Raw genomic sequence first — 23807 nt, 5'->3', positions numbered from 1 at the left:
GCCTAGTCCAGCCGTCCGGTCCCGGGCCGGGACTGTCCACGTGGTGGCCACCCGGCCCGCCGTGACCGTCGGCGCCGGGCGACCGTCCCGCCGGCGGCCGGGTCAGCCCGGCGTCCGTCCGGCCCAACCGGCGAGCCGGCGGGCGTGCTCGGTCACCGCGGTACGCAGGGCGTCCGGGCTCAACACGGTGAACGGCCAGCCCAACCCGGAGAGCAGCTGGGCCATCCCGTCGAGGTTCTCCGCGCGGGCGCGCAACAGCACCCCGTCGGCGCTTTCCGTCAGCTCGGCCACGCTCGGCGGGACCCGGCGTCGGGCGGTCGCCAGGTCGGTCTCCAGCAGCACCTCGACGTCGTGGGCGTAGGGCACGCCGGCCAGCGAGCGGGCCACCTGGGCCACCGGGTCGAAGCCGTCGGGCACGACGAAGGTCTCGGCCCCCGTCTCCACCTCGCCGATGCGGTCCAGGCGGAACGTGCGCACCTCCCCGCGCAGGTGGTCGTGCCCCGTCACGTACCACCGGCCGGCGTGGAAGACCAGCCCGTACGGGTCGAGCTGCCGTCGGGAGGGCACGCCGGACCAGGAGCGGTAGTCCAGCCGCACCCGGCGCCGGTGCCGCGCGGCCGCGCCGAGGGCCAGCAACGTCCCGGTCGCCGGACGGGCCTGCGCCACGGAGGGCCGCAGCGTGAAGCCGAGGTGCTCCTGCACGGCGGCGAGCCGGTCGCCCAGCGCGGACGGGAGCACCCGGCGGATCTTGGCCAGCGCGGTGGCGGTCGCCGGTTCCTCGGTGCCCAGCCCGAGCCGCTCGGCCGCGACCAGCCCGAGCAGCACGGCCACCGCCTCGTCGTCGGTGAGCATCAGCGGCGGCAGCTTGTAGCCGGGGCGCAGCCGGTAGCCGCCGTGGCGGCCCCGCTCGGCGGCCACCGGGATGCCCAGGTCGGCCAGCGTCGCGGCGTAGCGCCGCACGGTGCGCTCGTCCACCGCCAGCCGGCGGGCCAGCTCGGCCCCGGTGAGCCGGTGGTGGCTCTGGAGCAGCTCGAGCATGCCGAGCACCCGGGCGGCGGGATGTGACACGGACCACTCCTGTAAATAGGGCGGAAAGCGTCCGGATTCGATCGTACGGTACTCCGGAGCAACGACAGAGGGAGAGCGCAGATGGCGACGTTCGTGCTGGTTCCGGGCTTCTGGCTGGGTGGTTGGGCGTGGCGGGAGGTGACCGCGGCGCTGCGCGAGCAGGGCCACGAGGTGTACCCGGTGACGCTGACGGGGGTGGCCGAGCGCGCCCACCTGGCCGGCCCCGAGGTGGGCCTGGAGACGCACACCACCGACATCGTCCGGCTGATCGAGGTGGAGGACCTGCACGACGTGGTGCTGGTGGGGCACTCCGGCGGCGGGCTGCCGGTGACCCAGGCGGCGGACCGCGTCCCGGACCGGATCGCCCGGGTGGTCTACGTGGAGAGCGGGCCGATGCCGGACGGCATGTCGCAGTTCGACACCAACCCGCCGGAGGAGCAGGAGCGGCTGCGCGCCCGGATCGGCGACGGCCACCTGCTGCCCCCGCCCGCCTGGGACCCGGCCGAGGACCCGGAGAACCTGGCCGGCCTGGACGCCGCCGCGCTCGCGCTGCTGCGCCGGCGTGCCACCGCCCATCCGCTGCGCGCCGCCACCGACCCGGTGCGCCGCACCGGCGGGCGCGCGGTGCCGACCGCGCTGGTCGCCAGCACCTTCCCGCTGGAGGTGGTGGAGGGCATGATCGCGCAGGGGCACCCGTTCTTCGCGGGGCTGGCCGGCGGCCAGCTGCACGCGCTGCCCACCGGCCACTGGCCGATGCTCAGCGAGCCGAAGGGCCTGGCCGACGTGCTCGACCGGATCGCCGGGAGCTGACGACAGCCTGAGCGGCCACACCGTGAGCCCGTGCGGCGGCAGTTTCCGCATGCCGGATCCGGTCGCGGCGCACGCCGCACGTGCGCCGCGACCGGGTGGCCGCTCAGTGCTTCAGCAGCGCCGCGACCTCGGCGGCGATCTCCTCCGGGGTCCGCCCGTCGGTGACCACGGTCGCGGTGGCCACCTCGGCGTAGAGCGGGCGGCGCTGGTCCAGCAGGTGCTTCAGCGTCGCCCGCGGGTTGATCGCCAGCAGCGGGCGGCCCGCCCCCAGCCCGACCCGCCTGACGGCGTCGGGCAGCTCCACGGACAGGTGCACCACGGGGTGCCCGACCAGGGCGGCGCGGTTCTCCTCGGCGAGGACCGCGCCGCCGCCGAGGGCCAGCACCCCCTCGCAGGAGGCCAGCGCCGCCGCCACCGCCGCCCGTTCGAGGGCACGGAAGTGGGCCTCGCCCTCGTCGATGAAGATCTCCGGGATCGGCTTGCCGGCGAGCCGCTCGATGTCCACGTCGGTGTCGCGGAACTCGACCCCGAGCAGCTCCGCGAGCGCCTGCCCGACGGTGCTCTTACCGGAGCCCGGCGCCCCGACCAGCACGCAGACCGGCGCCATCAGCGGCACCGCCCCGCCGGCCCGCCCGCGTTCACCGGATCACCATCGCGTCGAGGTAGCCGGCCAGGTTGCGGCGGATCTCGGCGACGGAGTCGCCGCCGAACTTCTCGGTGGCCGCCTCGGCCAGCACCAGCGCCACCATCGCCTCGGCGACGACCGCGGCGGCGGGCACCGCGCAGACGTCCGAGCGCTGGTTGATGGCGGTGGCCGGCTCGCCGGTGGTGACGTCGACCGTCGCCAGGGCCCGGTTCAGCGACGAGATCGGCTTCATCGCGGCCTTCACCCGCAGCGGCTCGCCGGTGGTGATGCCGCCCTCCAGCCCGCCGGCCCGGTCGGTGACCCGACGTACGCCGGTGGCGGTGGGCACGATCTCGTCGTGCGCCTCGGAGCCGCGGGAGCGCGCCTGCTGCCAGCCGTCCCCGATCTCGACGCCCTTGATCGCCTGGATGGACATCAGCGCGGTGGCGAGCCGGGCGTCGAGCTTGCGGTCCCACTGCACGTGGCTGCCCAGGCCCGGCGGCACCCCGTACGCCAGCACCTCGACCACGCCGCCCAGGGTGTCGGCGGCCTTCTTCGCGGCGTCGACCTCGGCGACCATCCGGGCGCTGGCCTCGGGGTCGAGGCAGCGCAGCGGGTCGGCGTCGATGCGGGCGGCGTCCTCGGGCGTCGGGCGCAGCCCGGGCTTGGCGGCGACCGGGCCCAGCTCGACCACGTGGGAGACGATCTCGATGCCGAGCGCCTGCCGGACCAGCGCCTTGGCGACGGTGCCGACGGCGACCCGGGCGGCCGTCTCCCGGGCGCTGGCCCGCTCCAGGATCGGCCGGGCGTCGGTGTGGCCGTACTTCTGCATGCCGGCCAGGTCGGCGTGGCCCGGCCGGGGGCGGGTGAGCGGCGCGTTGCGGGCCTGGCTGGCCAGTTCCGCCGGGTCGACCGGGTCGGCGGCCATCACGGTGCGCCACTTGGGCCACTCGGAGTTGCCGACCCGGATCGCGACCGGGCTGCCGAGGGTCACCCCGTGCCGGAGCCCGCCGATGATCTCGACCTCGTCCTGCTCGAACGACATCCGGGCGCCGCGGCCGTAGCCGAGCCGGCGCCGGGCCAGCTCGCCGGCGATGTCTTCGGTGGTCACCTCGACGCCGGCGGGCACGCCCTCCAGCAACGCGACGAGGGCGGGACCGTGCGATTCCCCTGCAGTCAACCAGCGCAACACAGCGGTCAGTCTGTCACGCCCGGTGGCCGCCGGCGTGCGGTGCCCGCCGCGTCCCGCCCTGCGGACGCCGCCGTCCGCCGAGCGGCCGGCGCGCCGGACCCGGCGTCCCGGTTCCGGCGCCGCCCGGCTCTCGCCAGCCGCCGCGCCGGCTCAGATGCCCCGGCCGCGCCGGTGCAGGGTGCGCAGCACCGCGTCGGCGCGGACCACCCGCCCGGCCACCGCGAGGGCGAGGTACGCCCGCGGCTCGCGCGGGTTGCGCCGGATGGTGTGCCGGGCCCACCGCATCGCGCCCCGCCGGTCGCCGGAGGCGGCCCGGGCGAAGGCGATCTGCCCGGTGACCCGCGCCTCGCCGGCCGGCTGGGTGCCGAACTCGGGGTAGCGCTCCAGCAGCCACTGCAACGCCTCGGAGATGGTGTCCCAGCGCTGCGCGAAGTAGGACCGCTTGTGCCAGCGCACCAGCACGTACGGCGTGCGGAGGTTGACCAGCGGCGCGCTGCGGGCGGCCCGGAGCAGGAACTCGTAGTCCTCCGCGTAGCTGCCCGGGATCTCCTCGTCGACCAGCCCGAACCCGTCCCGCAGCGCGGCGGCGCGGATCAGGAAGGTGGACGGGTGCAGCTCGGTCATCCGGTCGCGGAGCAGGTCGGCCAGGGTGACCGAATCCTTCGGCAGCGCCCGGTCGACGGTGTGCCCGTCGTAGCTGACCCGGATGCCGCAGCTGACGAACTCCGCGTGGGGGGCCGCGGCGAGGGCCGCGACCTGGGCCCGCAGCTTGCCGGGCAGCCACTCGTCGTCGTCGTCGCAGAACGCGACCAGTTCCCCGGTGGCCGCCAGGATGCCCGAGTTGCGGGCGCCGGCCAGGCCGGGGGTGCGCTCGTTGCGGATCACCCGCACCACGCGGTCCGGGCGGGACAGCTCGGCCAGCGAGCCGTCCGGCTCGGACCGGTCGTACACGACGACCACCTCGACCGGGCCGGGGTGGTCCTGGTCGAGGACGGCCCGCACCGCGGCCCGGAGCAGCTCCGGCCGGTCCCGGGTCGGCACCACCACGCTGACGCTCGGGTGTCCGGTCATCGCCGCTCCCCGTTCCGCTCCGGCCGCGCCCACGGCCGCCACCTCGCCCGCCGCCGTCGCCCGGTCGACGCGGCCACCAGTTCCTCCACGATCCGCCCCACCTGCTCCACCGCGGCACGGCGCGCCTCGGACGCGGCGGGGTCGGCCGCGACGGCGTACCGGGACGGGTCCGCCAGCCCCGCGGTGAGCGCCGCGAACAGCGCCTCCCGGGTCTCGGCCAGCGCCACCATGCCGGCCGCGCCCAGGCGGCGGGCGAAGAGCTGCTGGTGGTCGTCGACGTGCTCGCCCCGCGTCGGGTCCCGTGGCACCACGATCGGCAGGTGACCGTGCCGGCGGGCCTCCAGGATGGTGGCCGGCCCGCCGTGGCAGACCACCAGGTCGGCCTCGGCCATGGCGGTCTGGAGCTCGTCGTGGCCGAGGAACGGCACCGCCCCGGGGACGTCGGGCACCCGCGTGTGTCCGTGCTGGACGGTCAGGCCGACCTCCTCGGCGACGCCGGGATGCCACTCCTCCAGCCAGCCGGCCAGCCGGTCGAACGGGTGCTTGTCGGTGCCCACGGCGACCAGCAGCCGGGCGCGGGCGACCTCGTCGGGGTCGCGGGGTCGGGGCACCCGGCCCGCCGGCGACGGCCGGGGACGGCCGGGGGCGACCCGGTGCGCGGGGGCGGTTCCGGTGCTCTCGGTGGTCACAGCAGGGTCCCCACGACGATGGCCTCCGGGTACTGGCGGCGCTGCTCGTCCCACTGCACGAGCATCGCGGACAGGAAGGGGCGGCAGAGCCGGGCGGTCAGGGTCGGGGTGTCGATCCGGTCGTACACCTCGATGTAGACGGTCGGGATGCGGCGCAGCCGGGCCAGCACCACGAACGGCACGGCGACCCCGGCGCCCGTGGTCACCACGGCGGCGACCCGGCGCGACCGCAGCACCCGCCAGGCCAGGACGGCGTTGCGCAGCAGGTTCGGCACGTTGCGGGTGGTCGGGTGGTGCGCCGGGACCAGGTCCTCGCCGGCGAGCAGCGAGACCGCCTCGGGCGTGTCGAAGGTGACCCAGCAGCGGCGCCAGTGCGCGTACCACGGCCGCAGGGCGAGCAGTTGGGCCAGGTGTCCGCCGCTGGAGCCCACCAGGAGCAGGACTCCTGGCTCGCCGGCGTCCTCGATTGTCGTTTCCACGCGACTCCCCACAACGTTCGCTTGGAGTTTCGGTCGGCGCCACGCGCCAGCAGATCACAGCTCTTCCGCCGGTGAAATAGGACGACCGGGCGACAATCGATCTCCACGGCCGGCGGATCGGGTGCGCCGCGCCGACCGTCAGCCATCGACTGTCGTCACGACCTGGAGTTTCACCGTCACCGTCCGCATCGGACGGTTGTCCCCGACCCGCGTCGGATTGGGCGGATCAGCCGCTATGTCGTTTCTCGACGACGTCCAGCAGGGCGGGATGCAGCGCGGCGTTCCAGCCCGCGCCGGCGTCGGCGAGCCGCCACGTGCGCAGCCACATCTCCAGCAGGTAGCCGTCGGCCACGAGCCGGCGCGCCGCCGGCCCGAGCCCCAGCCCGCCGCCGTGGTGGTCGAGCTGCGCGTCGACGGCCCGCGCCGCCGTCGCCGCCGGCTCGCCCCGCAGCACCAGGGCGCGCTGGAACGCGTCGTGGGCCAGGTCGAAGCCCAGCGGCACGTCCGGCCCGCTGTGCTCCCAGTCCCAGGCGACCAGCCGGCCGGCGTGCACGCCCAGGTTCCAGGGCACCCAGTCGCCGTGCCAGTGCCCGAACTCGACGGCCGTGTCCCCGTGCCGGCGGGCCAGCGCGGCCACGGCGGCGACCGCCCGGGCCCCGGCGGGCGTGCCGGCGGCGGCCCGCCGCGCCTCGGCGGCGAGCCGGGCCAGGAAGGCCGACCCGGCCAGCGGACGCGGCGGCGCCGGCGGGCGGCCCCGGCGGGCCACCGCGAGCAGCGCCGCCAGCCGCGGCGGGTCGCCGGCCGGCACCCCCCGCACCCGCGGCGGCAGCGGCTCGACCAGCGCGATGACCTGCCCGGCCGCGGTCACCTCGGCCAGCAGCCGGGGCGCCGCCGGGTGGTCGGGCGTGCCGGCCACCGCGGGCAGCTCACGCAGGGCCGCCGCCTCGGCCGTAACCAACGCCCGGGTGGCGTCGTTCCAGCCGATCTTCGCGTAGCCGAGGGGCCCGCCGGCCGCGTCGAACAGTTGCAGGGTGGGCTTGTGGTTCGGGTCCGGCGGGCGGACCCCACAGGCCGCGTACACCGACCGGCCGCCGAGCGCGCCGGCCAGCCGCCGCGCCAGCAGCACCTCGTCGGCGGCGAGCCCGTCGGGCAGCGACACGGTGAGCCGCGGGAACAGGGTCAGGTCGACCGCGCCGACCCGGGCGAGCCCACCGAGCGCGGCCCGCACCGCCCGCACCTTCGGCGGACGCAACGCGTTGTACGCGAGCAGCGAGGCGGCCGTGGCCCGGGGCGCACCGAGCGGCAGCAGGAACCGGGCCCGGGCGACCGACGGGACGACCGCGTACCGGGCGACGGCGCGGTGCCCGGGCGGCGGGGGGTCGCCCACGGTCAGGGTGAGCCGCTCGTCGCCGAACACCGCCCGGGTGACCCAGCCCAGCCCGTCCGTCCGGGACCGGGGATCGGCCGGCGCGGCGACCCGCGCCGTCACGCGGCCCGGTCCGGCCAGTCGAGGTCCAGCCCCAGCCGCTGCCGCAACGCGTCGTTGTACGGGCGGTAGTACTCGGTCAGCTCGGCGCGCACCACCGGCTCCAGCGGGGCCGAGCGGCGGTCGTTGTAGACCTTGAAGTCGGGCAGGTCGTGCGGGGGCAGGCCGAGGAAGTCCAGCGTCCGGCGGTAGGTGGACCGGGCGTCGCGGTAGAGGTCCTCGCTGGGCAGGAAGAGGATCTGCTCCCGGTCGAACCGCTCCAGCCACGGCTCCAGGTGCTCCAGGTACCGGCCCCGGGCGCGGTAGGTGTACCAGTCGTACGGCTCGCTGAAGTACTCCGGCTCCGCGATCAGCCGCTCCCGCTCCCCCGCCGTGCGCTCCTCCTCGGCGGCGAGCGCGGCGGCGAAGTCGAGCGGCTCGATGCCGTGCGTCCGCCGCTCCTTCCAGTGCGAGTACGCCCGCTCCACCGGGTCCCGCAGCAGCACGATCAGCCGCACCGACGGCATCAGCGCGGCGACCCGCCGCGCGGCGAGGGGGTGGAACATGTACAGCGGCGCGGCCTCGCCGACCCGGACCGGCCCGCCGTGTCGCCGCTCCAGCGCCTCCCGCTGCCGCTGGGTCGGGAAGTGCGACCGGTACCAGGCCTCGCCGCGCCGCCAGTGCTCCTCGAAGTAGTGCGCGGACTTCGTGTTCCAGGCCGGGAAGAGCCGGGGCACCAGCGGGTGCTGGATGAGGTAGTTCCACAGCGACGTCGTGCCGCCCCGCTTGGTGCCGATGATGAGGAAGTCCGGCAGCGGCCGCCGGTCGCTGGTGCGCACCCCGTAGTCGACGAGGGACTCCTTCACCCGGTTCGTCACCTGGGTCGGGACGAGCTGCTTCACCCGGTCACGGATGGACGGCACGACGGCCTCACCTGCCCTTCGACTCCTGCGGGGCGGGCCGGTCGGCGGCCGGGGCCGCCTCCCGCCGCCCACGGATCTGCACCATGGTCACCCGGATGCCGCGTCGCACCCGGGGCAACGTCAACAAGCCGACGCAGCCGGCGGCGAGCACGCCCACCGCCACCGCCAGCCCGCCGATCCCCCGCCCGCCGGCCAGCACCCCGACCGTCGCCGCGAACCCGACCCCGGCGACGGTGGCCGCCCCGGCCCGCAGCATCTTCGCGTCGACCAGCGGCTGGCCGACCACGACCCGGGCGCAGCACGCCGCGGTGAGGTTCTCGGTGGCGATGCCGAGCGCCCAGGCCAGGGCCGCGCCGGTCGCGCCGTGCGCCGGGATCAACCACAGGCCGAGGGAGACGGTGACCAGCAGCCCGGCCAGCGTGGCGGCCAGGTGCAGGCCGCTGCGGCCACCCATGAGCAGCAGGCTCTGCACGTTGCCGACCCCGGTGTTGACCAGCATCGCGAGGGCGAGCACGGTCATCGCGGGGGCGCCGGCGGTGAACTCCGGCCCGAAGAGCTGGAGGAACGCCAGGCCGAAGACGGCGAGCAGCAGGTAGACCGGCCAGGACAGCAGCAGCCCCCAGGTGGTCAACTGCCGGTGCACGGCGGCCGCAGCGCCCCGCTCCCCCCGGCCGAGCAGCCGGGACAACTGCGGCGCCACCGCCACCCGCAGCCCCTGCATGGCCAGTTGGCCGGCGAGGATGTAGCGGCCGACCGCGCCGAACACGCCGGCCTCGGCCTGCCCGGCGAGCAGCGAGGTGAGCAGCACGCCGACCCACACCGCGCCCGTGTCGATCGCCGCCGACGCGGCCCGCGGCAACGCGAACCGCCAGAACGTCGACCAGTCCCCTCGCTGCGGGCGCAGCGCCGCCCCCCGCCCGAGCCCGAGCGGACCGGCGACCAGCGCCAGCGTGACCAGGGTGGCGGCCGCCGCCGGCACCAGCCAGCCGCCCAGGCCGGCCAGCAGCCCACCGGAGGCCAGGACCGCCACGCCGACCAGCACCGGCCGCGCTACCGGCAGCAGGACGGACTGCACCGCCACGTACGCCCGGATCGGCCGTGCGCAGCGGAGGACGGCCAACAGCAGCGTCATCGCCACCACCACCGGAACCGCGGCGAAGCTGACCGTGAGCAGGGCCCTGCCGTCCGCCTCCGGCCCGTCGAGCAACCGGGGCGCGAGCGCGCCCGCGGCCAGCGTCCCGGCGGCGGCGACGCCGAGCGCGACGGTCAGCGGCGGAAGCAGGGCCACCGCAAGGATCCGAGCGGCGTTGCCGCCGGTCCCGAACCGCCGCCGGGGCAGCGCCCAGACGAGCCCTGTCTCCGCTCCGAGCACGCACACGGCGGCGGCGACGGTCACGACACCGATCGCCGCGAAGAACGCACCGGATCCCTCGGTGCCATAACCCCGGGTGATGACGACCGCCAGCAGGAACCCGAAGAGACCGTTGATCGCCGCACCGACGAGACCCGTGACCCCGCTGCGGGCGCCCCGTCGGACCTCCGCCGCGTTGTCGACCGGGGGCCCGTCGACGTCCCGGGCCGGTACGCCCCCCTCGGCAGTCGGTGGTGCATCCTCGCCGTGCGGGCGGACCGTGGCGGTCATGCCGGTACCGCTTCCGGTCTGCGGGGGGTGCGGGGCGGGTGGGCCGGGCGGGCACCCACCTCCCGCTCGGTGAGCGCCATCGCGAAGGCGCCCGCGAAGAAGGCGATCGTGATGGTGGGATCGGTCATGCCGTAGAACGGGAGCTGAGCCAGGCACACCACCGGGACCACCGCGAGCCACTGCCCGGGCGCCGAGCGGGCACGGGCGCAGATCATCGCGACGATCACGAACCAGGCCAGGAAGCAGAGCAGCGCCGGCACGCCGTGGCTGAACAGCACGGTCCAGAACTGTCCCTGGGTGCCGACCGGCACCTCGGCCGAGACCGTGTCCACGCTGGCCGGCGCACCGTACCCGAGCCAGGGCGAATCCTCGATGCGGCGCAACACCTCGGCGTAGAGGGAGAGCCGGTCGCTGTTCGTGTCGCTGGCCGCGACCCGGTTGCCGATCAGCTCGGCGACGGGGATGAACACCGTGGCGAGTCCGCCGATGACCAGGACCCCGACGACGGAGGCGCCCACCCGGAGGTTGCCGCGTAACGCGGCCCGGACGCCGAGCACCGCCAGGCCCACGCCGATGCTCGCGAACATCACCCGGTTCAGGGTCAGGAAGGCCGGCGCCAGGGAGAGCGGCAGCGACGCGAGCAGTACCCAGCGGAGGATCCCGCGACGACGCAGCATGGTGTACGCGACGACGCAGGGCAGCGTCATCGCGTACGCGCCGCCGTAGTTGTTGGTGTACGGAAACGGCGCCGCCGGCCGGTAGATCGGGTTGAGCGCCCGTTCGCTGTACTCGGTGGCGGTGACGTGCACCAGGTCCTGGATGTACGGGTGACCGGCCAGGCCACCGGGGAGCAGCATCTCCGTCGGGGTGGTCAGCGCGAACCGCGGCGCCACCACCCCCAGCCAGCCCAGCGCCACCAGACCGAGCCAGAACATGCAGAGCGGGACGAGCGCGGCCGCCTGGTCCCCCCGTTCCCGCGCGTAGACGTAGACGTACACGCCGACCACGAGCGCGGTGACGTAGAATCCCAGCCGCAGGCCGAACGGCAGCAGCGAGACCCGCGACGGTAGTTGTGTGGCGCTGAGCAGCACCAGAGCGAGGAACAGCAGCCAGATGCCGGTGGCGGGCGGCAGCGGCACCCGCCCCCGGACGACGAGCAACGCGAACAGCACCACACCGAGCACCGGCCACACCAGGTAGAACGCGCCGGTCAACCACCACAGCGGCACCAGGCCGAACATCGTCAGCAGCGGCCAGAGGGGCAGCCGTGTTGGCGGTGGAGGCGGCGGGGGCGGTGGGGCGATCTCCGACGGTTCACCCCCGTCCGGCTCGCTGCTGGCCGGGGCACGGGTGACGGGCACCGTCAACCCCGCCCGCTGCGGGTCAACACGAAACCCAACGGGGTGACGCCGGCGGCGCGCAACCGCTCCACCAGCCGGCGCAGGTCGCCCTGCCGGGTCCCGTCCTGCTCGACGACCACCACCGCGGTGCCCTGGCGAGCCGCCGCGACACCCCGCTCGTCGGCCTCGGCGGGCGGAGCGTTGAACAGCACCGTGCCCGTGGCGGCACGCTGCCGCCAGGTGCCGAAGCGGATGCCGCCGGCTCCCACGGGCACCTCGTCGGCGAACTTCTTGACCTTGCTCGTCCCACTGGCCGGCACGCCGGACGCGACCCGGGGCAGGGTCATGGTGGCGTCCGGGTCCACCGGGGGGCGGGGGGTGCCGGTCGGGTACGGGGACGGCCGGCGGACCGCGATCTGCTCGGTGATGTCGTCGATGCTGGCCGTTCCGCCCGGGCGGGGCTTGGGGACGGTCGGGCCGGCCCCGTTGGCCGCGGCCGGCAGCCGCCCGAGGGCGGCCACCACCTCGGCGCGCAGACGCTCCAGCCGGCCGCTGTCGTCGGCGACGTAGACGTCCCGGCCGGCCGCCGCGAGCGCGACCGCCAGGCCAGCGGCGATGGGGCTCTGGTCCTCCCGGGTGGACAGCAACGCCACCCGGGCCGGCTCGCGAACCCGCTCGCCGATCGCCAGCGCCACGTACCGGATGTCGGCGTCCATGGCCTGCCCACGCCCCCGGAACCGCCGACCCCGCACCGTGCCGAGCAGGGGTAGACCGGTGACGTCCCGGCCGTCGTCGACGGACCGGACCCGCCGGTCCACGGACTCCCAGGCGTACGCCAGGACCACCCCGAGCAGCGCGCCCCCCAGGAGCCCGACCAGCACGTAGAGCAGTGCGTTCCCGTCGGAGGAGACCAGGACACGCTCGGCGCTCTGGGTGATCCAGCCCGGATTGACGTCGACCGCCGCGATCTCGGTCCGGGCGGAGTTCAACTGTGTGAGCTGGTTGTTGATCCCGGCTAGCTCGGCGACCGCGGCCTCCACCGCACCGTCCCGCGCATTGGTGATCCGTCGCTGCAACGCCGTTCGCTGCTCGGCAACCTCGGCGATGCTCTCGTCGTACCGCCGGAGCATCTCGGCGCGCTGCTTCTCGTACATCGCCCGGCGCACGTCGAGATAGCTCTGCGCGGCGAGGTTGACCTTGCGCACCGCCTCCTCGGCAGACCGCGCGGTGTAGGAGAAGCGGAGGATCTGCCCGCCGGTCGGCACCTCCACCTCGAGGGCGTCCCGCACGTCGCGCTGATCCTCGCCGCCCGATTCCGCGAGCCGTTGCACCACGTCGGTTCCGGTGGCGATGCCGCTCTCGACGTTCATGTTCACGGCGCGGTCGGCGGCGGCGCCGCTCGGAGTGAACGCGTCGGTGACGACCGGGCGCACCGCCACGACCGCGCTCGCGGTGACCGCACTCGGGACGATGAAGACGTACCCGAGGGCAGCGACCAGGCCGACCGCGGCGACCGCCCCCACCAGCCGGATCCGGTGCAGGGGGACGCGGAGCAGGTCGGTCAGGGTCACTGTCCGGGCCGAGGTGCCCCCACCGCCGGACGTGTCGACGGACCAGGAACCGGGAGGTGCGTCAGCCATCAAATTTCACCGTCTGTATATGAACTGCCCGGACGGAACGACGCGCGCGGCGGGAGCCGCAGGTCGGTTCCTTGCGACGCGTCGGGCCGGCGACGTGGATCCGCCGCCGGCCCGACGTGAACAACCTACCGATTGTCACTGACGAATGAGTGAACCGTCACTGCACGGAGAAGAAGACCCGCGGGGTGGACCAGGTCAGGCCGACGCTCGGCGGCGCGATCACCGTGCTCGCCGCGCCGTCGACGGCCGGCGTCGCGGTCGGGTCGAACGGGACGCTCCGCAGCGTGCCGTCGCTGCCCCCGTACACGATCCGGCCGCCGACCCAGGCCATGCCCCGCACCGACGACCAGGTCACGCCGGTCGTGGGGAGAACGAACTCGGTGGCGCCGAGGTAGTTGCCGTCGATTTCCCAGTACCGGTAGTACAGGGCGTTGGCGCCGGTCCGGGTGTAGTAGAGCCGCCCGTTCAGGAAGAACGCCCCGGTCATGTTCGCCGCCGCGAACCAGTCGTTGTAACCCGACGACTCCCAGGGCACGCCGATGCTGACGCCGTTGAACATGGAGACGTCGATCCGGCTGCCGGTGGGGGTGCCGGCCACCGTGTGCGCCCAGTAGATGCGGTCGCTCACCCGCCAGGTCGCCCCGGCGTTGGTGTAGTTCGGGTGGCTGACCGTGGTGGGGCTGCCGAGGCTCGTGCCGTTGAACGGCACCTTGGCCAGCTGGCCCTCGCCGGTGCCCAGGTAGAGGTTGCCGGTCGTCGCCGTGGGCGGGTTCTTCGGGACGACGGTGCGGCCGCCGGCGAGGGGGAACATTCCCAGGCGTCCGTGGTACTCGCCGCCCATGCCGTCCGAGTTGTGCCCGAAGTAGAGCCCGTCACTGCCCCGCCACAGCACCGGCACCTGGGAGCCCCAGTTGCTCGTGCCCGGAGGCATGGACGCGCTGCCGCGACGACCGGGGTTCCACATCACCGGCATGCCGGTCGCCGGGGTGACGGCGGCGATGCCCAGCCGGTCGATCGCCCCGTCGCCCGGGGCGTCGTGGGCGTTCGGGTTGTTCAGCCAGCGGAAGTGCCCAGCCGTGTAGATGACGTTGTCGGCGACCTCGACCGAGTTGATCGTGTCGTTGCCGGTGTAGTTGACCCAGGTGCCGAGCTGCCCGCTGCCCCGCGCCGCGGTCTCGAACCGGATCAGCACGTCGCAGTACGCCTCCGGCCAGCCCGCGCCGCCATTCGTGCCGACGACGAACCAGCTGCCGTCGGCACTGAAGCTCACGTCCTGCACGTAGTGGACGAAGGTGGCCGGCGCCGCGCACGGCGGGGCGAACTTGTCGGTGCTCCAGTCCAGCAGCGTCGGCGTCCCGGTCAGGTCGATCAGCGCCATCTGGTCGCGCCGTTCTCCGTTGACCAGGGTGAAGTTCCCACCGGCCACCATGGTCGTCCCGTCCGGGGTGACGTCGATCGTCCAGCCGTACGAGCCGGTGCCGTGCCGCCCGACCGTGGCGTTGACGTTGAAGGTCGGGTCGACCGCGCCGGTGGTGGCGTTCAGCCGCGCGAGCCCGGAGTGCGCCGTGCCGTTGACCCAGTTGAAGGCGCCGGCGAGGTACAGGTGGTTGCCGAGCAGCACCATGTCACGGACCATGCCACCGTCGGAGCGGCCCACCCAGCTACCGATGATCGCCCCGGTGGTGGGGTGCAGCGCCACGAGGTTCATCCGGGACACGCCGTTGACGTTCTTGAAGTAGCCGCCGACGATCAGCATGCCGTTCGGACCCGCGATCAGCGAGTTGACCGCGCCGTCGAGATCCGGCAGGAACGTCGTCGAGATGGTTCCGGTGGCCCGGTCGTACGCGAACAGGTAGCTCTGCGTGATCCACGGCGCGCTGGCGCTCTGCCGGATCTGGGTGAAGCTGCCCCCGACATACACCGTCGAACCGACCTCCGCGAAGGCGCGGACCTCGCCGTCCCGGGCGTGCGGGGTGTGGTCGGCGGGGTTGGCCGACACGAGGGTCTGCGTCTCGGGTGCCGGGACCAGGCCGGCGGACGACGCCGACGGGGCAGCCAACACGGCGGCGACAGTCACCAGACTGAGCACGGCCGCGCGGATGCGGAATCCGGCGAGTCGCCGAGATAGCGAGACTACGGGCACGCTGCGCCTCCAAGGTGGATGAGAACCCGCGTAGCGTGCCTCGCCGACCGTGGTGGGCGATATCCGCTGATCGGGCGGTCACTGACGTTACGCGACGAGCGCGAGCACGCCGGGTCGGATATCCGACTCCACAGTGGTCACGCCGCCGCCGGCACGTCGTCAGCTACCAGGCAACGGTTGGCGCAGATAGGCGTCGCGGCCGGCCCGGGTGAACCCGGCCAGCGCGGACGCGTCGTGGTTCATCGTCATGTCACAGGTGCTCGTCCGGGTGGTCATGCCGGCGGAGTTGAAGTAGACCGCCGCCTTTATCTTCGGGTGCGCCTTGAGCGCGGCGGGGAACGCCTCGAACCAGCGCCGCTTGGCGTCCGGGTCCGCCGGGTTCACGTTGGTCCCGAACTCCGCGAGCATCCGCGGCTTGCCCGCGCCGATGCCGTTCCGGTCCAGCCAGCGGTAGAAGCTGCCGATGGTGGTCGCCGGGCTCTTCCAGACCGTGCTGCGGTTGCAGACGTGGAAGTTGTACGGGTCCCAGGCGATCCAGTCCACGTAGCGGTCCCCCGGGTACAGGCCGGGGTACCGGCTGTGGTGGCCCGACCAACCCATCATCGTCCACACCCAGACCGCGTTGTCTGCGCCGGCCGCGGCGAACCGGTCGTGGACATGCCGCCACGCGCGGACGAAGTCGGCGTCGCTGCCCTTGGCCGGCTCGTCCTCCGGCTCGTGGTCGAAGCCCATGAACACGGGTGAGCCGACGGCCCGGATCCGGCCGGCGACCGCGTCGATCGTCGCATCGTGCCGGCCACTGTGCACGTCCTCCCAGGTGAGCACGGTGCCAGAGGAAAAGATCCGGGACTCCCAGGCGAAGAACATCAGCCGGCCCTCACGCATCTGCTGCTGCTCGTACGCGTCGGGAAACGCCCCGTTGCTGCCGCTGTTCGAGAAGTCGTGGTAGCGGTGAACGATGTCGAACCTGCGCCCGACCTGAGCCTCGATGTCGATGACGGCCCGCCCGTGGTCCCAGGTGGACGGATTGGTCGGCGAGTACATCCCCCACCAGGCGCCGCAGGACGGCACCAGCTTCGACGAGACCTGCCCGCAGCCGGCGGGACGTGGCGGCGTCGGGGTCGACGAAGGACGGCTCGGGCCGGCCCTCCGCGACGGTCCAGTCGCGGGCGCCGTGGTCGGGACCGTCGTGCGGCTGGGCGGGGGCGCGGCGCCGGGTTCGGCGCCGCTGCCCCCGTCCTGCCGGCCGGTCGGCGCCGTCGTGTCCGCGGTCGCCAGGGCCGAGACGTCGTCGGCGACCGACCGCGGCACCATGGTGGCGGCCAGCCCACCCATGACCGCCGTGGCGACGACGGAGAGCAGCAGCGCCCTGCCACGCCAGCCTTCGCGTGGTGTGCGGCGATGCGCTCCGTGCCTGCTCAATCCACGTCCCAGGGTCAGCCACCCGCCTCCGACGCGCCGTTGGTTCAGCGGGTGGCCACGACGCCGGCCGGCACCTCGGTCGTGGCACGGGCGGGCGGACGCACCCGGCCGTCGGCCACGAGCACCGCCAGCGTCATCACGCCGAGCAGCAGGGTGCCGAAGATCCATCCGCCGATCACGTCGGTGAACCAGTGCCGCTCGGCGTAGATGCGGGTGTATCCCTCCACGGAGGCCAGCGCCGCGAGCACGGTCACGATGGCGATCCGGCCCCGCCGAGGGATGTTCCACGTCAGCACCGCCAGCACAGCGACGGTGCCGAAGGTCAGCAGCACGCGGGCACATCCGCCGGACGGGTAGGTGCCGAGATCGGTGGGCGGGTGTCCCCGGTCCACGGTCAACGCCAGGATCTGCTGGGTGTACTGCTCGACGACGAACTGCAACGGCATCGCGACCAACGGGATCCACCAGCGGCGGCGTCGCCAGGCGATGGCGAAGGCGATCGCCGCGACCACGGTGACCCACTTGAGCGGGTAGCGGTCTCCCATGCCGGTGACGAACCCGTTGATGTCGGCCCACAGGTCGACGCGACGGGCATGCACGTAGTCGAAGACCGGATGATCGACGGACGGCTCCAGGCGGGACAGCGCCTCGCCGAGCGGCCAGCAGATGGTCACGACCGCCGCGCATCCGGCGAGCAGGACCGCTAGGGCGGCCGCGGGCCGGCCGAGCGCCTCGGTGAGCCCGACGATCGCGGCGCGCATCCGATCCGCCACCCGGCTCTCCCGCGCGGCCGGCACCCACCGGGCGGCCACCACGGGGATCAGGACGGCCGGCACCAGCACCGACAACGCTCCCAACGCGTAGATCAGGACCACGACCGGTCACCGCCGCCCGGTCGACCGGCGACCGCCCCACCCACGGCATGCGACCGCATGCTGCCCACCAACGTCATCGGTCCTCCTGTTTCCGGGCCGTCGGGCGAGTCCGGTCCAGAGCTCCGTGCCCTACCGCAGCATCGTGAGCAGCGTCAGCCGCATCGGCATGAGTGCATGCCGATGCGGCTGTACGTTAGTGGAATCCCGCGACGCCGTGGTAGCCGCTATCCGACACCGGCGTACAGGTGGCGACGTTCAGCGGCAGTGCGCGGCCAGCGCGGCGGCCATCGCGGCGCGGGGCGCGGCGACGCCCGTGAAGTGCTCGAACTGGCCCACCGCCTGGGCCAGGAGCAGGTCGAGCCCGGAGACGATCCGGCAGCCGGCGGCCTCGGCGGACGCGGCCAGCGGCGTGGGCCACGGGTCGTAGAGGGCGTCGAAGAGCACCGTCTCCGGCCGCCAGGCGACGGTCTCCGCGAGCGGGTCGGCGACGCCCTTCGGCACGGTGGAGACCACCACGTCGGCGCGGCACCGGTCGGCGGCGTCGGCCCAGGGCGCGCCGGTCAGCTCCACGCCGACCGCGCGCGCCACCGGGCGCAACTCCTCGACCGCCTCCGGGCGGCGGGCCACCACGGTCACCGCGCGGGCGCCGAGCCGGCCCGCCGCGGCCACCGCCGCGCGGGCGGTGCCGCCCGCGCCCAGCACCGTCACCGTCGCGCCGGGGCGCACCCCGGCATCGGTGAGCACCTCGACCATGCCGACGACGTCTGTGTTGTCGGCGTACCAGGAGCCGCCCGGGCGGCGTACCAGCGTGTTGGCGGCGCCGACGGCGGCGGCGACCGGCGACACCTCGTCGGCCACCGCGAGCGCCGCCTCCTTGCCCGGCATCGTCACCGACAGCCCGGCCCACTCCGGGCCCAGGCCGGCGACCACGTCCGGCAACTCCGCCGCCGCGCACTCGATCCGGGTGTACGACCACCCCGTCAGCCCCGCCGCCGCGTAGCCGGCGTTGTGGATCACCGGGGAGAGGGAGTGCGCGATGGGCTTGCCGAGCACCCCCGCCCGCCGTGCGTCCGCCATCAGATGACCCCGGCCTCCTTGGCCTTGGCCTCGTTCTTCAACTGCTCCTCGTAGGTCTCGGCGAACTCGGAGTGCCCCTCCTTGTCGATCGCCACGAAGAAGAGCCACTTGCCGTCGGGCGGGTCCATCGCGCCTTCCATGGCCAGCTTGCCGGGGTTGTTGATCGGCGTCGGTACCAGGCCCTCCAACTTGCGGTTGTACGGGTTCTTCGGGTTGTCCAGGTCGGCGGCGGTCATCTGGGCGGAGGTCTTGGTCTGCTGGCCGGTCAACTGCAGGTAGTAGTTGACCGTGACGTCCATCTCCAGGCAGTTGCACGGGAACTCGCCGTACACCCGGTTGTAGGCCACCCGGGCGACCTTGCCCAGGTCGTCCTTGTGGCCGGCCTCGGCCTGCGCCAGGGACGCGACGATCAGCGCCTCGTACGGGGCGATCTTGCGTTCCTTCTGCACCCGGTCGGCGAACTGCATCTGCTCAGTCACGGTGAGGAAGTTCTCGACCATCAGCTTGAGGATGGTCTCCGCGGTCGCCTTCGGCGGGATCTCGTAGGTGTCCGGGTAGAGGAAGCCCTCGATCGACGGCTTGACCTTCTTGCCGTCGGTGCGGTTGAACCACCAGTCCGGCACGCCGAGCGCGAGCGGGTCCTTCGCCGCCGCCTCGAAGTCCTTCACCGGGATCTTGGTCTCCTTGGAGAGCAAGAGGTAGACGTCCTTCGCCGTCCGACCCTCCGGGATGGTGACCCCGTTGACGATCTTGTTCTTGAGGTCGAGCATCGCGGCGACCGCGCTCTCGCCGCTCATCTGCTTGCGCAGCTTGTAGGTGCCCGGCTGGATGTTCTTGCTGCGCGAGTTCGCCTCGGCGGCCTCGATGAACGCCTTGGCGCTCTTCACCACGTCGGCGGCGACCAGCGCGTCGGCCATGTCGGCGATCAGCGCGCCCTGCTTGATTTCGACGGTCACCTCGCCGGTGCCCGTGCCGTCGTAGTCGGGCGTGACGAAGTAGCTCTGGATCCGGTCGAAGCCGTAGAAGGCGCCGCCCCCGATCGAGCCCAGCAGAACCAGGGCGAGCAGGAGGGCCAGGACGGTCTTGCCCCGCCCGCCGCCGCCGGAGCGCCCGTCGCGCTTACGCATGGCGCTGCGCCGGTGCTTGCCCTTCTCCCCCCGGTCCTGCTCGTCGAACCCGAGGTCCAGATCGTCCATCATCGCGTCCGCCTCCGCTGCGCGTCCAGCCAGCTCTGCAGAATCTCCACCGCGGCAGCCTGGTCGACCACCGCCCGTTGCCGTTTCCCCCGGACACCACGCTCGGCAAGCCTACGAGACGCCACGACCGTGGACATCCTCTCGTCGGTGAGCGCTACCGGAACGGGCGCTATTACATCGGCCAGTCGGTCAGCGTACGCCTTCGCGTGGACGGCCGCCGGACCGTGCTTACCGGCGAGATTGACCGGAAGGCCGACGACGACCTCGACCGCCTCATGCTCGGCCACCAGCGCGGCGAGTTCGGCGATGTCGCTCGGCACCGCGTCCGGGCCCGCCGTGAGGTCGCGGGCGAGGGTGACCAGCGGGGTGGCCAGCACCCCGTGCGGGTCGGAGCGCGACACCCCCACCCGGACCTGCCCGACGTCCACCCCGAGCCGAACGCCGTGGGACAACTCGATCACGGTTGGTGACTCCCCCCGAAACGGCGAACCAGGGCGGACCATGCCGGTCCGCCCTGGTCGCTGCGGTCTCGCATCACGCCTCGGCGATCGCCTTCTCGACCGTGAGCAGCAGGTTCGGCGCTTCCGTCGCCGGCAGGCCGCCACCCTGGGCCAGGTCGGGGCTGCCGCCCCCGCGCCCGGAGAAGGCCGCCTTGACCAGATCGGAGGCGGACAGGCCCCGGCTGCGGGCGGCCGCGTTCACCGCGACCACCAGGGACGCCTTGCCGTTCGCCCGGGCCGCCACCGCGACGACCGCCGGCCGCGCCGGGTCGATCTTGCCCCGGATCTCCTGGGCGAGCGTCCGCACGTCGTTGCCGGCCGCGCCCTCCGGCGCCTCGGTGCCCACGTACGCGACCCCGCGCACGTCCTTCGCCTGCGCGGCCAGCGCCGCCGCGCCGCCGAGCACGAGCTGGGCGCGCAGCTTCTCCAGCTCCTTCTCGGCGTCGCGTAGCTGCGTCACGGTCTGCTCGACCCGGTCGGCGACCTGGTCGTTGGGCACCCGGTACAGCTCGGCGAGGCGGGACACGAGGAGGTGCTCGCGGGCCAGGAAGTGGAAGGCGTCCATGCCGACCAGCGCCTCGACCCGGCGCACCCCGGAGCCGATCGACGACTCGGAGAGGATCTTGACCAGGCCGAGCTGGCCGGAGCGGGCGACGTGGGTGCCGCCGCACAGCTCCCGGGCGTAGTCGCCGACCTCGACGACCCGCACCTCCTCGCCGTACTTCTCGCCGAACAGCGCCATCGCACCGATCCGCCGCGCCTCCTCGAGGGAGGTGATGAAGGCGTGCACCTCCAGGTCGGCGAGGAGCACCTCGTTGACCTGCTGCTCGACGTCGCGCAGCACGCTCGGCGCCACCCCGGTGGGGGTGTTGAAGTCGAAGCGCAGCCGCCCGGGGGCGTTCAGCGAACCGGCCTGGGTCGCGGACTCGCCCAGGAAGTTGCGCATGGTCTGGTGCACCAGGTGGGTCGCGGTGTGCGACCGGGAGATGGCCCGCCGGCGGGTGGTGTCGATCTCCGCGTAGCCGGTCTCCCCCGCCCGCACCTCGCCCCGGACCACCCGGGCGCGGTGCACGATCAGGCCGGGCACCGGCTGCTGCACGTCGAGCACCTCGACCTGGCCGCCGCCCACCGTGATCATGCCCAGGTCGGGCTGCTGCCCGCCGCCCTCGGCGTAGAACGGGGTGGCATCGAGCACCAGCTCGACCGTGTCGCCCTCGACCGCCGCCTGGCGGGGGCCGTCGACGCCGAGCACCGCCCGCACCGTCGACTCCCGGGCCACCTCGCTGTAGCCGGTGAAGGTCACCGGACCGCCCGAGTCGAGCACCGACCGGTACGCCGACAGGTCGGTGTGCCCGGTCTTGCGCGCCTGGGCGTCGGCCTTGGCCCGGGCCCGCTGGTCGGCCATCAGCCGACGGAAGCCCTCGGCGTCGACCTGGAGGCCCTGCTCGGCCGCGATCTCCAGGGTCAGGTCGATCGGGAAGCCGTACGTGTCGTGCAGCTGGAACGCCTTCTCACCGGAGAGCGCCTGCTTGCCGGCGGTCCGGGTCTCGGCGATCGCCGTGTCCAGGATCGTCGTGCCGGCACGCAGGGTGGACAGGAACGCGTCCTCCTCCGCGTACGCGTAGTCGGCGATCCGGTCGAAGTCGGTGGCCAGCTCCGGATACGACGGGGACATGCAGTCCCGGGCCACCGGCAGCAGCTCGGGCAGCGCCCGCTCCTGCCAGCCGAGCAGCCGCACGGCCCGGATCGCCCGCCGCATGATGCGCCGCAGCACGTAGCCGCGCCCCTCGTTGCTCGGGGTGACCCCGTCGCCGATCAGCATCAGCGCGGTGCGCACATGGTCGGCGATCACCCGCAGCCGGACGTCGTCCGGGTGCGACTCGCTGGCGACATGGCCGGAGTGGGCGCCGTAGCGCTTGCCGGTCAGCTCGGCGGCCTTGGCGAGGATCGGCCGGACCTCGTCGATCTCGTAGAGGTTGTCGACGCCCTGGAGGATGGACGCCATCCGCTCCAGGCCCATGCCCGTGTCGATGTTCTTCGCCGGCAGGTCGCCGAGGATCGGGTAGTCCTCCTTGCCGGTGCCCGGGCCCCGCTCGTACTGCATGAAGACAAGGTTCCAGAACTCCATGTAGCGGTCCTCGTCGACCGCCGGGCCGCCCTCGCGGCCGTACTCCGGGCCGCGGTCGTAGAACAGCTCCGAGCACGGGCCGCACGGGCCGGGGATGCCCATCGACCAGAAGTTGTCCGCCTTGCCCCGGCGCACGATCCGCTCGGCGGGCACGCCCACCGAGCGCCAGATGTCGTACGCCTCGTCGTCGTCCAGGTAGACCGTCGGCCAGATCCGCTCCGGGTCGAGGCCGAACCCGCCCTGCTCCTGCGACTTGGTGACCAGGTCCCAGGCGAGCGGGATCGCCCCGTCCTTGAAGTAGTCACCGAAGGAGAAGTTGCCGTTCATCTGGAAGAACGTGCCGTGCCGGCTGGTCTTGCCGACCTCGTCGATGTCCGGCGTGCGGATGCACTTCTGCACGCTGACGGCCCGCCGGTACGGCGGCGTCTGCTGCCCCAGGAAGTAGGGGACGAACTGCACCATGCCGGCGTTGACGAACAGCAGGTTCGGGTCGCTGATGGCGGGCAGCGGAGCGGACGGCACCACGGCATGGCCGTTCGCCTCGAAGTGGGCGAGGTACCGCCGCTTGATCTCCGCCGTCTTCATCGCTGGTGTTCCTCCGGAAAGATTTCTCGATCGCCGACGCGCGGGTCCTCCCGCAACTCGGCGAACTGGTCGTCGAACGCCTCGCCCTGGGCGAACGCCTCGTGGATCTCCTGCTCGCGCTCGGCCATCCCGATCCGGACGTCCTCCACGAAGCTACGCAGCGACTCCGCCAGCCCGCCAGCGGATTCGGTCAACGTGCTGGCGATGCCGGCCGGGGTGTACGCCTGCGCGGTGCGGGTCGCCTTGCGGACCACGACCACGCCGACGGCCAACCCGATGCCGAGCCAGAACAAGCGCCTCATTCCCCAGCCCTCCCTGGTCGTGCCGTCAGCGGTCGCCGCGCTTGGCGGCCCGCCGCTGCTGCTTGATGGTGTCGCGTACCTCGCGCTCGGTCTCGGCGTGCCGGCGGGCGGCGGCGGCCTTGCGCACGCCGTAGCCGAAGGCGGCCACCTTGACCAACGGGTTGGCGGCGGCGGCGGAGACGACGGTGGCCAGGTTCGCGACGTTCGCGGTGACGTTCTGCGCGTGGCTGGTCATGGTGTCGACCTTGGCGAGCTGCAGGTTCACCCCGTCCAGGGAGGTCTGCACCTGCTCCAGGGCCGTGTTCACGTTCTTCACCGTGGTGTTGACGTCGCCCAGCAGCGGCGAGGTCCGGTCGTTGAGGTCGTTGATCATCCGGGTGGTGGCGTCCACGGTGTGCCGCAGCCGCAGGATGGGCAGCGTCAGGATCAACACCAGCATCGCGAACGCGATCGCTGCGATCAGCGCCGCGACCTCTCCAAAGTCCACGCCTGTCCTCCTCAAGCAGGGTCCCGGGGACCGGACGTCCCCGGAACGCGCGACCGTTGTGCCCACACCGCCGCCCGGCGACCCGCAGGGGCCAGCGGGGGCTGGCGGATCCGCCAGCCCCAGACCCTACCGTCCGTGATGGAAACCG

The 23807-nt window shown here is 73.6% G+C and carries 21 protein-coding genes; 1 reads left to right on the top strand and 20 read right to left on the bottom strand.

The features are described from left to right. Positions 1 to 102 precede the first annotated feature (102 nt). Positions 103 to 1068 (bottom strand): YafY family protein, encoded by a 966-nt coding sequence (locus ACFY23_RS23555; RefSeq protein ID WP_350684440.1) that lies wholly within the window; start codon positions 1066 to 1068, stop codon positions 103 to 105. Between the two features lie 81 nt (positions 1069 to 1149). Here ACFY23_RS23555 and ACFY23_RS23550 point away from each other — a divergent pair, with 81 nt between their 5' ends. Beyond that, entirely contained in the window at positions 1150 to 1878 is a 729-nt protein-coding gene (locus ACFY23_RS23550) for an alpha/beta hydrolase (protein ID WP_350684439.1), read from the top strand. A 103-nt stretch (positions 1879 to 1981) separates the two neighbouring features. Here ACFY23_RS23550 and ACFY23_RS23545 read toward each other — a convergent pair whose 3' ends face one another. The 19 genes from ACFY23_RS23545 to ACFY23_RS23455 form a co-directional block, all read right to left on the bottom strand. Continuing rightward, positions 1982 to 2485, bottom strand: coding sequence for a shikimate kinase (locus tag ACFY23_RS23545; protein WP_350684438.1), 504 nt, complete (start codon positions 2483 to 2485; stop codon positions 1982 to 1984). Between the two features lie 31 nt (positions 2486 to 2516). Then, positions 2517 to 3695, bottom strand: coding sequence for a chorismate synthase (aroC, locus tag ACFY23_RS23540; protein WP_350684437.1), 1179 nt, complete (start codon positions 3693 to 3695; stop codon positions 2517 to 2519). A gap of 150 nt (positions 3696 to 3845) precedes the next feature. Next, positions 3846 to 4766, bottom strand: coding sequence for a glycosyltransferase family 2 protein (locus tag ACFY23_RS23535; protein WP_350684436.1), 921 nt, complete (start codon positions 4764 to 4766; stop codon positions 3846 to 3848). Continuing rightward, positions 4763 to 5377, bottom strand: coding sequence for a glycosyltransferase (locus ACFY23_RS23530; RefSeq protein ID WP_350684450.1), 615 nt, complete (start codon positions 5375 to 5377; stop codon positions 4763 to 4765). Before ACFY23_RS23530 ends, ACFY23_RS23535 begins: the two co-directional genes overlap by 4 nt. Before the next feature lie 74 nt (positions 5378 to 5451). Beyond that, entirely contained in the window at positions 5452 to 5934 is a 483-nt protein-coding gene (locus ACFY23_RS23525) for a UDP-N-acetylglucosamine--LPS N-acetylglucosamine transferase (RefSeq protein WP_350684435.1), read from the bottom strand. Positions 5935 to 6160: 226 nt separating this feature from the next. Then, a complete protein-coding gene (locus ACFY23_RS23520; protein ID WP_350819302.1) occupies positions 6161 to 7423 on the bottom strand; it encodes a hypothetical protein in 1263 nt (420 codons plus the stop codon). Next, on the bottom strand, positions 7420 to 8322 hold the full coding sequence (locus ACFY23_RS23515) for a sulfotransferase domain-containing protein (protein WP_350684755.1): 903 nt from the start codon (positions 8320 to 8322) through the stop codon (positions 7420 to 7422). The genes ACFY23_RS23520 and ACFY23_RS23515 overlap by 4 nt, the downstream gene beginning before the upstream one ends. 7 nt (positions 8323 to 8329) lie before the next feature. Further along, a complete protein-coding gene (locus tag ACFY23_RS23510) occupies positions 8330 to 9964 on the bottom strand; it encodes a lipopolysaccharide biosynthesis protein (RefSeq protein ID WP_350684754.1) in 1635 nt (544 codons plus the stop codon). Continuing rightward, complete coding sequence (locus ACFY23_RS23505) at positions 9961 to 11325, bottom strand: O-antigen ligase family protein (RefSeq protein WP_350684753.1); 1365 nt, start codon at positions 11323 to 11325, stop codon at positions 9961 to 9963. The genes ACFY23_RS23510 and ACFY23_RS23505 overlap by 4 nt, the downstream gene beginning before the upstream one ends. Positions 11326 to 11327: 2 nt before the next feature. After that, entirely contained in the window at positions 11328 to 12944 is a 1617-nt protein-coding gene (locus ACFY23_RS23500) for a lipopolysaccharide biosynthesis protein (protein WP_350684752.1), read from the bottom strand. Positions 12945 to 13101: 157 nt separating this feature from the next. After that, a complete protein-coding gene (locus tag ACFY23_RS23495) occupies positions 13102 to 15045 on the bottom strand; it encodes a hypothetical protein (protein WP_350684757.1) in 1944 nt (647 codons plus the stop codon). Positions 15046 to 15246: 201 nt separating this feature from the next. Continuing rightward, on the bottom strand, positions 15247 to 16509 hold the full coding sequence (locus tag ACFY23_RS23490) for a hypothetical protein (protein ID WP_350684751.1): 1263 nt from the start codon (positions 16507 to 16509) through the stop codon (positions 15247 to 15249). A 44-nt stretch (positions 16510 to 16553) separates the two neighbouring features. Beyond that, positions 16554 to 17384, bottom strand: coding sequence for a phosphatase PAP2 family protein (locus tag ACFY23_RS23485; RefSeq protein ID WP_350684750.1), 831 nt, complete (start codon positions 17382 to 17384; stop codon positions 16554 to 16556). Positions 17385 to 17639: 255 nt separating this feature from the next. Next, on the bottom strand, positions 17640 to 18461 hold the full coding sequence (locus tag ACFY23_RS23480) for a shikimate dehydrogenase (protein ID WP_350684749.1): 822 nt from the start codon (positions 18459 to 18461) through the stop codon (positions 17640 to 17642). Further along, positions 18461 to 19660, bottom strand: a complete 1200-nt coding sequence (gene mltG / locus ACFY23_RS23475) for an endolytic transglycosylase MltG (RefSeq protein ID WP_350684748.1) — start codon at positions 19658 to 19660, stop codon at positions 18461 to 18463. Before mltG ends, ACFY23_RS23480 begins: the two co-directional genes overlap by 1 nt. Then, on the bottom strand, positions 19657 to 20118 hold the full coding sequence (ruvX, locus tag ACFY23_RS23470) for a Holliday junction resolvase RuvX (RefSeq protein ID WP_350684747.1): 462 nt from the start codon (positions 20116 to 20118) through the stop codon (positions 19657 to 19659). Before ruvX ends, mltG begins: the two co-directional genes overlap by 4 nt. Before the next feature lie 73 nt (positions 20119 to 20191). Continuing rightward, positions 20192 to 22870 (bottom strand): alanine--tRNA ligase, encoded by a 2679-nt coding sequence (alaS, locus tag ACFY23_RS23465; protein WP_350684746.1) that lies wholly within the window; start codon positions 22868 to 22870, stop codon positions 20192 to 20194. Next, positions 22867 to 23172: a hypothetical protein gene (locus ACFY23_RS23460; protein ID WP_350684745.1), complete on the bottom strand. Its 306-nt coding sequence runs from the start codon at positions 23170 to 23172 to the stop codon at positions 22867 to 22869. The genes alaS and ACFY23_RS23460 overlap by 4 nt, the downstream gene beginning before the upstream one ends. A gap of 25 nt (positions 23173 to 23197) precedes the next feature. Further along, positions 23198 to 23659 carry a DUF948 domain-containing protein gene (locus ACFY23_RS23455; RefSeq protein ID WP_350684744.1) on the bottom strand — a complete coding sequence of 154 codons (462 nt, stop codon included), beginning with the start codon at positions 23657 to 23659 and terminating at the stop codon, positions 23198 to 23200. Positions 23660 to 23807: the final 148 nt, after the last annotated feature.

Origin of the sequence: Micromonospora sp. NPDC000121, from assembly GCF_042899165.1 — a bacterium.
Taxonomy (GTDB): Bacteria; Actinomycetota; Actinomycetes; order Mycobacteriales; family Micromonosporaceae; genus Micromonospora.
This window is presented reverse-complemented; position numbering and strand designations above follow the sequence as displayed.

Bases quoted from the DNA above. Each gene is read 5' to 3' on its own strand.
- ACFY23_RS23550 (WP_350684439.1), top strand. From the start codon at position 1,150: ATGGCGACGTTCGTGCTGGTTCCGGGCTTCTGGCTGGGTGGTTGGGCG.
- ACFY23_RS23545 (WP_350684438.1), bottom strand. From the start codon at position 2,485: ATGGCGCCGGTCTGCGTGCTGGTCGGGGCGCCGGGCTCCGGTAAGAGC.
- ACFY23_RS23535 (WP_350684436.1), bottom strand. From the start codon at position 4,766: ATGACCGGACACCCGAGCGTCAGCGTGGTGGTGCCGACCCGGGACCGG.
- ACFY23_RS23510 (WP_350684754.1), bottom strand. From the start codon at position 9,964: ATGACCGCCACGGTCCGCCCGCACGGCGAGGATGCACCACCGACTGCC.
- ACFY23_RS23500 (WP_350684752.1), bottom strand. From the start codon at position 12,944: ATGGCTGACGCACCTCCCGGTTCCTGGTCCGTCGACACGTCCGGCGGT.
- ACFY23_RS23480 (WP_350684749.1), bottom strand. From the start codon at position 18,461: ATGGCGGACGCACGGCGGGCGGGGGTGCTCGGCAAGCCCATCGCGCAC.
- mltG (WP_350684748.1), bottom strand. From the start codon at position 19,660: ATGATGGACGATCTGGACCTCGGGTTCGACGAGCAGGACCGGGGGGAG.
- alaS (WP_350684746.1), bottom strand. From the start codon at position 22,870: ATGAAGACGGCGGAGATCAAGCGGCGGTACCTCGCCCACTTCGAGGCG.
- ACFY23_RS23460 (WP_350684745.1), bottom strand. From the start codon at position 23,172: ATGAGGCGCTTGTTCTGGCTCGGCATCGGGTTGGCCGTCGGCGTGGTC.